The 10,837-nt window shown below is 68.4% G+C and carries 9 protein-coding genes and 3 pseudogenes; 8 read left to right on the top strand and 4 right to left on the bottom strand.

Annotated elements, in window-relative coordinates; translation table 11 throughout:
• Nucleotides 1–354 precede the first annotated feature (354 nt).
• Nucleotides 355–1,215 (top strand): alpha/beta fold hydrolase, encoded by an 861-nt coding sequence (locus tag ABT085_RS16690; protein ID WP_351607494.1) that lies wholly within the window; start codon nucleotides 355–357, stop codon nucleotides 1,213–1,215.
• Between the two features lie 262 nt (nucleotides 1,216–1,477).
• Nucleotides 1,478–2,443, top strand: coding sequence for an alpha/beta fold hydrolase (locus ABT085_RS16685; RefSeq protein WP_351607509.1), 966 nt, complete (start codon nucleotides 1,478–1,480; stop codon nucleotides 2,441–2,443).
• Between the two features lie 519 nt (nucleotides 2,444–2,962).
• Here the strand turns inward: ABT085_RS16685 and ABT085_RS16680 are convergent.
• From ABT085_RS16680 to ABT085_RS16670, 3 genes and pseudogenes are all read right to left on the bottom strand, one after another.
• A complete protein-coding gene (locus ABT085_RS16680; RefSeq protein WP_351607491.1) occupies nucleotides 2,963–3,547 on the bottom strand; it encodes a hypothetical protein in 585 nt (194 codons plus the stop codon).
• Nucleotides 3,544–4,185 carry an RNA polymerase sigma factor gene (locus ABT085_RS16675; protein ID WP_351607488.1) on the bottom strand — a complete coding sequence of 214 codons (642 nt, stop codon included), beginning with the start codon at nucleotides 4,183–4,185 and terminating at the stop codon, nucleotides 3,544–3,546. The genes ABT085_RS16680 and ABT085_RS16675 overlap by 4 nt, the downstream gene beginning before the upstream one ends.
• A 264-nt stretch (nucleotides 4,186–4,449) precedes the next feature.
• Nucleotides 4,450–4,737: pseudogene (locus ABT085_RS16670) on the bottom strand (hypothetical protein); the annotation flags it as partial.
• A 9-nt stretch (nucleotides 4,738–4,746) separates the two neighbouring features.
• On the opposite strand from ABT085_RS16670, the pseudogene ABT085_RS16665 reads away from it, so the two are divergent.
• Nucleotides 4,747–5,772 (top strand): annotated as a pseudogene (locus tag ABT085_RS16665) (IS1634 family transposase); the annotation flags it as partial.
• 44 nt (nucleotides 5,773–5,816) lie between these two features.
• Here ABT085_RS16665 and ABT085_RS16660 read toward each other — a convergent pair.
• Nucleotides 5,817–6,248 carry a hypothetical protein gene (locus tag ABT085_RS16660; RefSeq protein ID WP_351607486.1) on the bottom strand — a complete coding sequence of 144 codons (432 nt, stop codon included), beginning with the start codon at nucleotides 6,246–6,248 and terminating at the stop codon, nucleotides 5,817–5,819.
• Nucleotides 6,249–6,511: 263 nt separating this feature from the next.
• Between ABT085_RS16660 and ABT085_RS16655 the strand changes: the two genes are divergently transcribed.
• From ABT085_RS16655 to ABT085_RS16635, 5 genes and pseudogenes are all read left to right on the top strand, one after another.
• Nucleotides 6,512–7,237, top strand: coding sequence for a hypothetical protein (locus tag ABT085_RS16655; RefSeq protein WP_351607484.1), 726 nt, complete (start codon nucleotides 6,512–6,514; stop codon nucleotides 7,235–7,237).
• Between the two features lie 145 nt (nucleotides 7,238–7,382).
• Entirely contained in the window at nucleotides 7,383–8,129 is a 747-nt protein-coding gene (locus tag ABT085_RS16650) for a class F sortase (protein ID WP_351607481.1), read from the top strand.
• Nucleotides 8,130–8,387: 258 nt separating this feature from the next.
• Nucleotides 8,388–9,075 (top strand): annotated as a pseudogene (locus ABT085_RS16645) (IS256 family transposase); the annotation flags it as partial.
• Between the two features lie 435 nt (nucleotides 9,076–9,510).
• Entirely contained in the window at nucleotides 9,511–9,897 is a 387-nt protein-coding gene (locus tag ABT085_RS16640; protein WP_351607478.1) for a DoxX-like family protein, read from the top strand.
• A 56-nt stretch (nucleotides 9,898–9,953) separates the two neighbouring features.
• The gene (locus ABT085_RS16635; RefSeq protein WP_351607475.1) at nucleotides 9,954–10,826 is read left to right on the top strand and encodes a DUF3419 family protein; all 873 of its coding nucleotides are present in this window, start codon (nucleotides 9,954–9,956) and stop codon (nucleotides 10,824–10,826) included.
• Nucleotides 10,827–10,837: the final 11 nt, after the last annotated feature.

Genomic DNA, 10,837 nt, shown 5'->3' with positions numbered 1-10,837 from the left:
GAACAGGGGGGAAGGGGCCCGGCGGACAGACCCGACCGGGCCGACACCCCTGCCCGAAAGAGCCCCCACCTGCTGTTATTTACGCGTCAGAGTCAAGTTGGGGGGAAAGCATTTCAACCAAGTTAGTCGCCGTCGGCTTTACGGGAAAACTGAATCCATTGCGAGAGGGCGGCCTTGAAGCCGTCGGGCTCTCTGAAATTCAGTGACGAATTCTTGTGCACCAAATCCCGCGGCAGCGCTACCGCGGGATTCGGGTTTCACTCGAATGGCTCCTGCGCCGGGACAAGCCGTCGGGTGCCATCAAACATGGAATCCCTGGCGTCGCACGACGTCCCCCTGCACCAAAGGACCGGCATGCACATATCCCGCGCGTCCCGCCCCACCGTGCACATGGCCCGCTGGGCTGCGGCTCTTGCGGCCGTATCGGGTCTCACCTCCGCACTGGCAGTCGAATCGGCGCAGGCCGGTGGTCCGGGCGGTGATCCCGGCCGAGCGAAGCCCACGATCGTGCTGGTGCACGGGGCCTTCGCTGACGCATCGAGCTGGAACGGGGTCGTGCAGCTGCTCCAGCAGAACGGCTACACGGTGGACGCGCCGGCCAACCCGCTTCGGGGCATTCCCCAGGACTCGACCTACCTCGCGAGCTTCCTGAAGTCCGTCAAGGGGCCGATCGTCCTGGTCGGCCATTCCTACGGGGGAGAGGTGATCTCGCAGGCCGCCGTCGGAAACGACAACGTCAAGGCCCTCGTCTACATCAACGCGATCATGCCGGACGTGGGAGAGTCCTTCTCCAGCCTCTCTGCGAAGTTCGCTCCCGCCCCGCTGACCACGGCCCTCATGCAGGTGCCCTTCCGTAACGGCGACGGCTCCACCGGTACGGACGTCTACGTGCAGCCGGACAAGCTGCACCACGTCTTCGCTGCGGACTTGCCCACCAGTCAGACCAACCTCATGGGAGTCACCCAGCGTCCGATCGCACTGTCGGCGTTCGCGGACAAGCTCACCGGCGCCGCGTGGCGGAACAAGCCCGTGTACGCGCTCGTCGGCAAGCAGGACCAGTCGATCAACCCGGCCCTGGAATTGTTCGAGGCGAAGCGGGCGAACGCCCGGAAGACAGTGGAGATCAACTCCTCGCACGTGTCCCTCGTCTCCCACCCGCAGGCGGTCACGAACCTGATCGTCGACGCTGCCGAGGATTACATGTGGCCGAAGTGAAACAGGGCGGCCGTATGTGGGTCCGTCGGCTTTCCGGCGAGCCCTGATGCCAGCGCGATGTCGTCATGGTCGGCGACGAAGTGCTCGAGTCGACGCAGTTCCACCCCCCCCGTGTCCCTCGGAGCGGCCCTCACTCATCTCTCGACCTACTGCTGGTCAAGCACCGTCCCGCGACCACGGCAGGCGATCACTCCGCGGTCGATGGGATGGCGCGTAGCGTGAGTTGCGTGCCGAACCGCACCCTGGAAGGGGGCGCGTGACCATGGTCGAGCACCGCACGCTTACCGTTGGAGGGCTTCAGCTGCACATCGCGGAGGACGGGAAAGGGCCCCTGGTCCTCCTGCTCCACGGCTTTCCCGAATGCTGGTACAACTGGCGCCATCAGTTCACGCCCCTGGCCGAGGCCGGATACCACGTCGTCGCCCCTGACCAGCGCGGTTACGCCCGCAGCGACCGGCCCGCCGCGGTTGAGGAATGCACCACCCTGCACCTCGTCGGTGACGTCATCGGCCTGATCCATACACTCGGCGCACAGCAGGCCGTGGTCATCGGCCACGACCTGGGCGCCATGGTCGCATGGTCCACCGCGCTGATGCGGCCCGACGTCATCCGGGGGGTCGTGGGCCTCAGCGTCCCGCCGCCGCGGCACGGTCCGATCCCTCCGCTGCAGGCGATGCGCCAGCTGTTCGGCGGCCAGTTCTACTGGAACTACTTCCAGACCCCCGGCGTCGCCGACGCCGAGTTCGCGAAGGACCCGCACGCCACCTTCCGCCGCGTGATGTATGGCCTCAGCGGCGACAACCCGCACAGCGACCCGCCGATCGAGCCGCTGGTTCCACCGGGCAAGGGATTCCTGGACCTCTTCGAGGACCCCCAGGAACTTCCCGCCTGGCTCACCGAGACCGACATCGACACACTCGCGACGGAGTTCACCGAAGCCGGGTTCACCAGTGCCCTCAACTGGTACCGCAACTTCGACCGCAACTGGCAGCTGACCGCCCCATGGGACGGCACACAGTATGGGATGCCCGGCCGGTATCTCACCGGCGATCGGGACCTGGTCTACGGATTCCCGGGGATGGACCGAGTCATCCCCGCCCTGCCCACGCTCCACCCGACCGTCGGACCGGCGCACATCCTGTCCGGCTGCGGGCACTGGATTGCCGAGGAGCGCCCCAACGAGGTGAATGCAGCGCTACTCGAATTCCTTGGATCCCTGAAGAGTTGACGATCAGTCGGCTGTCCCCGGAGCAGACCTCCCGGCCGACCCAGCCGCCGCCTAGGCCGGCTGACGGACGCCTCGACGACGCGGACGGTCAGCAGGACGGGCAGGACGCCGTAGCCGACTCGGGCCAGGCAGGAGCCGTCGCCCATGTGCCGGAAGGGGGTGGGCATCCGGCGGGCGGAGGAGCGGAGCAGGAACTGGGCGCCGGCGCCGCCCCTATTCGCCGTCGGGCCCTGGACAGCGAGGAGACCCCCGTGCGCACAAGTACTCCAGCAGCCATTCGCTATCTGGCCTGGTCAGAGGCGTCGTCGGGAGTGTAGTTGGCAGAGGGCAAGTTGGGGGGCGGTCCTGCCGGACCGCCCCTCCCGGCCGCACCGAGAACTGCCAGATCGGCGCCTTCGCCGCCTACGCCACCACCCGCGCACGCGCCCTGACGGTCGAGCCAGCTCTCGCTGTACTCCCGACGGCCGGTGAACTTGACGGCGATGAAGATCATGACTGGTTTCTCCAGCACGGCCCGGGTCATTGGTCCCGGAACGCTTGGCGGTACAGATCCCGCATCTGCGGCTCGGCCCAGACCGTGCCGCCGCACGTGTCGATCCTGCCGTGCTGGGCAACGACGAGGTAGCTGTCACCGGTACTGAACGAGACGGCTTCCAGATTCTCGGCATGATCCACCGTCACGGTGCGCCCGTCTCCTCCTCCGCGGTACCAGTGCTCGACCCGGAACGTGACCTGCTGACCCGTCACAGATGTCACCGCCCCTTCAAAGGCGGTGGTGTTGGTGCGCAGCCTGTCGACGCTGGGAGCAGCACACTTGGCCGCTCCGTCTGCCGTCTGCACCCTCAGCACGAGTGGGGCCGCAGATGGAGAGGAGGCAGGGGAGCGGGTGCCCTGCCAGGCGAGGGCACCTGCCGTCGTCAGCGCGACGGCCGCCGCGGCCAGCAGCAGTGGCCGCCGGGGGCGTCGTGTACCGCTTTTCTGGGCGGGAACCTGGGTTGTAGTCATGGCAGCCTCCAAGAGCCGGTCGACATCAGGCGGAGGAGTGCCGCCAACCAGCGCAGGATCCGCGGCCCTGAGGCGGGCCAGCAGTTGGTCCTCGTTCACCGGGTGCTCCTTCCGTCAGCCGTTTCGTGTCCGGCAGACAGGCCGTTCTTTCCGTCGAGCAGCACGGCCAGCTTCTTCTTCGCCCGGTGCAGGCGAATACTCACTGCGTTGGCACTCAGGCCCGTCACCTCGGCAATGGCACGAGGCGCGAGCTCTTCCCACGCCCACAGCAACACCACCTCACGGTCGGTCTCACCTAGCGTGCCGAGGGCGGCGTGCAGTTGCTCGTGGTCGCCGTAGTGCGGGTGCACGGTCGGGACGGCAGCCGTCCGGGTCAGCCGTTCCACCAGCCGAAGGCGACGCCTGTCAGCTCTGCGCGCGTTGGACAGGCACCCCCGGGCCACGCCGTAACACCAGGGCAGAACCTTGTCGGCAGCCGGCACAGGTCCCACATCCAGACCGGGCACGTCGTCCAGGCGGCGCCACAGGACGAGCATGGACTCCGCGAGGATGTCCTCGACCTGGTCGGCATCAGCCCGTCTCCGCAGGTAGCGGTGCAGCGGTTCCGCCACGACGCGGGCCAGCCCCTCATACCGCTGCTCGCGGGAGCGGGCGGGCTCCTGTTCTTGGATCGATTCCACACGCCTACCTGTCCGCACCCGAGCCGTTTCTTTCACGGTTCTGCAGATCGCTCTCATCGCCGCTGGACGCCGCGAACCGCGGCCCGGCCAGCGCAAGGCTAGGCCGTGTTTTGAAAGTGGTGCACGATGGGTCGACCGTGTACTGATAGAGAGAAGCCTCGTGATTGGACCCCGTGCTCAAGCACGTTCTGCGCCATCTCCGCTCTGTGAAATCGCAGCAGCCATCCGGTGCGGACTCTGTCGAGTTCGCTGACTGGCGGGGGAGGATCGCTGCGGCCTTGGACGCATTGGCCTGTGTGCTGGTCTTCGAGGAGGACCGGGTCAGGGCGAGAGCAGAGGCAGCAGCAGCGCGGGAGCAGGCCACAGAGGTTCGACGCCGGGGTGCGATCGGGATTGGCGAACGCTGATGCTGCGGGCGGCCATCCAGATGGTGAGGTCGCGGGCGATGCCGTTGATGCTGTTTGCCGTGGTGACCTCGTGCTCGTTGCGGGTGGTGTCGCGGCCGACGATCTCGTAGCCGCCTTCGTCGAGGACGGCCACCGAGGCGAACCAGGCGGGGTCGTCCTCGTCGGGCTGGATGACGACGAAGGTGTTGTCGGAGTCGCTGAGGACGGCGAGAGCGCGGATCAGGGCGGATTCCGTACCTTCGGCAAGTCGAAGGACTCCCGCGACGACCTGCCGCAGATCGTGATCGGGACGGCCGTCACGAGGGACGGGATCCCGGTCCGCGTCTGGTCCTGGCCCGGGAACACCGGTGACCAGAAGCTGATCCGGCAGGTCAAGGACGACATGCGGGACTGGACCCTCAGCAAGATCGTGTGGGTCACCGACCGGGGATTCTCCAGCGAACGCAACCGCCGCTACCTCCGCCAGGGCGACAACGCCTACATCGTCGGAGAGACACTCCGCTCCGGCAGCCCTGAGGTGAAGGCCGCCCTGTCCCGCCGGGGCCGCTACGGCGAGCTCGCCCAGAACATGCGGGTCAAGGAGGTGCGGATCTCCGACACCGAACGGTTCGTGATCTGTCACAACCCCGAAGCCGGCGCCCGTGACCAGCACATGCGCGAACAGCTCGTCTCCAAGCTCACGACCCTGATCGAAGAAGCCGACAACCTCAGCGACTTCAAACGCGGCGAACTCCGCGGCAAGATCGCCGATAAGCCCGGCCTCAACCGCTACCTCCGCACCACCCCGTCCGGCAAGCTCCGCATCGACACCGCGGAGATCAAGACCGAGGAATACCTCGACGGCAAGTACCTGCTGCGATGCTCCGGCCCGGACCTGTCCGCCGAGGACATCGCGCTCGGATACAAACAGCTCCTCGAAGTCGAGCGGGGCTGGCGGGACATGAAGCAGATCATCGACCTGCGGCCCGTCTACCACCGGCTCGAGGAACGCATACGCGCACACGTCGTCCTCTGCCGGCTCGCCCTGCTGCTGATCCGCATCATCGAGACCACTGCCGACGCGACCTGGACGACCGTCCGCCGCGACCTAGACCGGCGCCACCTCGGTACGTTCACCGGCCCTACCGGCCTGTTCCGCCAGGTCACTGCCCTCACCAAGCCCCCGAGGGACCTGCTGGCCAAACTCAGCATGCCCGCACCGAAGCAGATCATCGCGCTCCGACCCGCACCCCGCTGACCAGCACGAACACCAGCGCCTAGAGAACCGCCTCTCAGGCGCCCTCACCCATGTCCGTGCAGGTCAGACCTCAGATTCGTGACTCCAGGACGCTGAATTACGCGGAACGCAGGCGTGGGCGGGGAGGTGCTGCGCGACGTACGAGTTGAGTTCGGCTTCGGGCAGGCCGCGTCCGTGGTCAGGGCCGCGGTGATCACTTGGTGGAGGCGTTCGTGCTCCTGACCGAACTGTGCGAAGTGTTCGGTGAAGGGCCGGTGGGCGAGACGGTAGACGGTCTGCTCGGCTTCGGTGTCGAGCATCAGGTACGGCGTGGCCTCTGCGGTCAGGTCGCTGATCGCCCTGTCGATGATTGCCGTTTCCTGGGGAGCACTGGCCGCGGCGATCGTCGACCAGATCCCGTCACGGACCGGAAGCCCGCGTCCTTGCGCGAGTGCCAAGGCGTGGAGCAACGGCCGGAAGGCCTGATGCGGCGTCATCAGGGAATGCGCCTGCGACGATCGGTACCGGAACGCGCACTCGCACCCCGGAAATGCCACTGCTCGCTGGTGGTGACGGGATGCTGCCGACCGGGTTGATTTTAGGCTTAAAGGCACTCGAACAGCCTACGGGCTGGGTCGTTGGGCCGTGTCCTTCGGTGGTGAGGGGCGCCGGTCGGTTGAGTGTTGTCACGTTGCTGCTGCGATTCCGCTGTGCCGGCGTGGTGCCGGCCCTCGCGGTGGCGGCGAAAGGACTACCTCTGATGCGAGTGACCCGGACAATGTTCGCCTCCGCGGCGGTTGCCGCGGCCGTCGCGCTCTCCGCTCCCGCCGCGCATGCCGTGTCGCTGGTCGGACTTCGGGCGTCGGACGGCGGTAATTCCCACGGCAGCCACGGCAAACAGCACGGAAAGGAACACGACCACAAGTCGTCGGGGGAGAACGGGGAGGACGATGGCGCGCAGGCCGATGGTGGCGCCCCGGACATGGGAGGGGACGAGTCCGGAGCCGAGGAAGGCGGCAACCCGTGGAAGAAGAAGGGCGGCAAGTCGCACGAGCAGCAGCAGACCCCGAGCGGCGGTGTGAAGGCCGGCGGCGGTGCCCTGGCCATGGCTCTGGCCGACGACGGCAGCAACTCATGGAAGAAGAAGGGCGGCGAGTCGCACGGCGACGACAACGCGGCGAGCGACGACGAGCAGTCGCAGGGAGGCCCGAACGGCGAGGACCAGTCCGAGGGTGACGCGCCGGCCGCGGCTGGGGACGACTCCGGAGCCGAGGCGGGAGCCGAGGAAGGCGGCAACCCGTGGAAGAAGGGCGGCAAGTCGCACCACAAGCAGCAGGCCCCGAGCGGCAGCGTGAAGGCCGGCGGCGGCGGGCTGGCAGAGTCCGGAAACGGCCTGGCCGCAGGCTCCCTGCTCCTGGCTGGCGGTCTCGGCGCGGGTGCCTACATGCTGCGGCGCCGGAGCACGTCGGATGCGGTCAGGGCCTGATCGGTCCTTGCCGGGTGCCGTTCGGTCGCGGGCGCTGTCGCCCTGGGAAGGACGACAGTGCCCGCGGCTGCGGCCGCGGTGCCGGCGTCCCGCCGGCCCGCCGATGTCCGACCGCCGCCCCAGTTGATGAACAGGCCTTTGTTTAATGACTCTTGCGCAGCAGGCCCCGCCCGATGAGACCCCCAGCCGAGCCCCCGCGCGTCATGTCGGCCCTGCTCTGCTGTGGCCGGCCGCGGCGGTGGCCCTGGGCGCCCTGCTCATCCACCACTCGCTGGCGCCTCCGGCTGATGCCAAGCCGCCGGAGCTACCGGCCGTCGTCGCCCCGCCCACACCTCTGCACTCGGTCGCACCTTCGGGACCGCCCCCGTCCGTCGCCCCGCCGCTGCCGGGACCAAATGCGATGGCACGTCCCTCGGGGCCCGTGCTGCCGCGGTCGGAACCAAAACGGATCGTGATTCCGCAGATCGGGGTGAACGCACCGTTCACGGACGTGTCCCTGACCCCTTCGGGACAGTTGAACACTCCACCCCTCACCAACAAGAACCTTGCGGGCTGGTACAAGGGCGGAGCCTCACCGGGCGAACGAGGAACGTCGGTCGTGGTGGGACATGTCGACACCAAGACCGGCGCGGCGATCTTCGTGTATCTGCGCTTCCTCAAGCCGGGCAACACTGTGGACATCACCCGCGCCGACGGCATCACCGCCCGCTTCAAGGTGGACTCGGTCCAGGCGTTCAGCAAGGCCCACTTCCCCAACGCCCGGGTCTACGCCGACGCCCCGACCGCCCAGCTGCGGCTGATCACCTGCGGCGGGACCTACAACCGCAGCACCCACGAATACGAGTCCAACGTCGTCGTATTCGCACACCTCGACACATCGGGACGTTCCTGAGACATCGACCGGCCCACTGCCTCGACCCCGCCGGGACGCCGAAGAGGAACGCTGGAGCTCCGACGCCGAGATCGCCGACGGGGGACGGGAACCAGGACACCGTGCGCGGCTCGTCGACGAGGTCTGCCGGCCGAGCGGCGCATGGTCCGTCCCGGCGACCACGGCGGTGACGGCTCCGTCGTGCAGCAGGTCGGGCCGGATGTGGCCGCACGTGACGAGCTGAGCCTCGGTGCCGGTGTTCCGTCCAGGACGACGGCGGTGACGACGGGAGCGGAAGCTTCCTGTGGTGGCGACGGCAGTGGAGCGCAGCACCTCGCCTCGGCGAGTCCCGATCTGCTGCGCGCGGTGGTCAAGACGTTGGCCGACGCGCCCATGTCCGCGGCGGCCGATGCCCTCTGCAGCGCCGAATAGGGCCAGGTCAGCGACGAACGCGTCAGCCACCGCAACGGCTACCGCCCACGCGAGTGGGACACCCGCGCCGGCACCGTCGAACTCGCCGTCCCCACACTGTGCCAGGGCAGCTGCTTCCCGCACTGGCTCCTCGAACGACGCCGACGGGCCGAGCAGGCCCTGATCTCGGTGGTCGCCACCGCCTACCTGCTCGGTGTCAGCACCCGACGGGTCGAGAAACCCGCCGAGTCCCTCGACGTCACCCAACTGCCGAAGTCCCAGGTCAGCGCGATGGCCAAGCACCTGGACGAGCAGGTTGCCGCGTTTCGCAACCGGCCGCTGGACGCCGGGCCATGTGCGTTCGTCCGGGTCGACGCCCTGACGCAGAACGTCCGCGATGGCGGCCGCATCGTCAACGTCCACGCCCCTGGTCGCGGTCGGTGTCAACGCCGACGGGCACCGCGAGATCCTCGGCCTGGACGTCGCCTCGGCCGAGGACGGCGCCGGGTGGCTCGCTCTTCTGCGCTCACTGACCGCCCGCGGCCTGTCCGGCGTCCAGCAGAACCTCACCGTTGAGGTCCGCGATCTCACTCGACGCATGACCGTCACGCTCCACTCGCACGCGCCAAAGCCGCTGGAGATCCAGGTGGTCGGGCCGGACAGCGCGGCTGCCCTGCTGGTGGCCGCGGGCGGCAACCCGGAACGCTTCTCCAGCGAGGACCTCGGGATCGCTGAGACAACGGCTCGCCTGTACCGGCCGCCGGCCCTTACGGCACCACCACGCTCCACCTCGGCAGAGGCTCTGCGCCTCAGACCCAACGCCCGCAATCGCCCACGCGTATGCTGTTCTTGAACGTGTTCAAATTAGTGATCGGGTGTGGTGTCCATGGACTTTTTGATCGGGACTGCTTCTCCAGCTGCGCACCGCACCGGTGCGTCCGACGTACCGGCCGCCGCAGATGCGCCACTCGAAGGACGAGGAGATCGACGCGTGGCGGGGGAGAGGTACGGGGTGTTGGCGCGGGCTGTTGCTCTGGTGTGGTTCTACGAGGGCTTGTGGTGCAAGGTCTGGCCGGGGCGGGAGGATCAGCGGGCCATTGTCGGGGACGTTCCCCATATGCCGGCTTGGGCGGTGACGGCGGCACTGATCGCCATCGGCATCGCGGAGGCGGCCATCGGTGTGTGGGTGCTCTCCGGGCTGTGGGCGCGGTCTGCCGCTGTCGTGCAGACGGCGCTCGTGGTGGTGTTCAACGCGGGCGGAGTGCTGTTCGGCGTGGATCACATAACGGAACCGGGGCGGATGCTCACACAGAATCTGGCCTTTGTAGCTTTGATCTGGCTGGTGGGACGGACATCGCCCAGAGCGGCGGTCCGATGAGTGACACACCGTGGGCACGCGGCCGGATCATCAGTGGGTCAGGCGGACCTCGCCTCTTGTTCGCGCGGATGTACGAGGACTGCGGCGTCGAACTCGGCGCACTGCCCAGCACTGGGGCCCGGGTGCTGTGCATCGCCTCCGCGGGCGACACCGCCGCCGCCCTGCAGCAGGCCGGTCACGACGTGACAGCCGTCGACGTCAATCCGGTACAACTCGCCTACGCGCGTGACCGGCTCGCGGGCGGAGCCACCGCGGAAGGCTCCGCCGAGACGCTGATGCGGCTGGGCCGTGGAACGGCCGGTGTGCTGCTACCGGCCTGGCGCGGACCCGCACTGCGCGCCTTTCTTGCCCTCGGCGATCCGGCGGAACAGGCCCAACGCTGGCGTACTGCTCTGGACGGCCCGGGGCTGGGACGCCTGATGCGGCTCGCGCTGCGGCCGGGCGGGGCGCTTGCGGTGGCACTGCGCCCCTCGTTCGCGCATGCGGTCCCGGCCCGCTTCGACGAGGTACTCAGACGGCGCCTGGGACGGACCGTCGCCGGGCATCCCAATACCCGTAACCCCTGGATGTGGCGGCTGCTCGCGGGGATCGAACCTCCAGGGACACAGCCGCTGTTCGCGCCGGACGTCCGCCTCGTCCACGCCGACGTGCTCGACGTGCTGGAACAGGCGCCGCGGGCCGCCTACGACGCGGTGACCCTCTCGAACGTGCTCGACGGGCCCGGACCCGCCTTCGCCGGCCGGCTGCGCGCCGCCGTGCGTCGTGCCGTGCGACCCGGCGGCATCGTCGTCCTGCGCAGCTTTCGCGAGCCCACAACGACAGGACCCGGCTGGGCGGCGCAGGACCGGTCGGCGCTGTGGGGCGTCGTACGCGTCGTGCGGCTGGGCGCGGACCCCGCGGGCACACAGGACAGGAGGATCGACCCGTGAGGCACTTGGTG

The sequence above is a fragment of the Streptomyces sp. NPDC002265 genome, assembly GCF_040296125.1.
Classification (GTDB): domain Bacteria; phylum Actinomycetota; class Actinomycetes; order Streptomycetales; family Streptomycetaceae; genus Streptomyces.
This window is presented reverse-complemented; position numbering and strand designations above follow the sequence as displayed.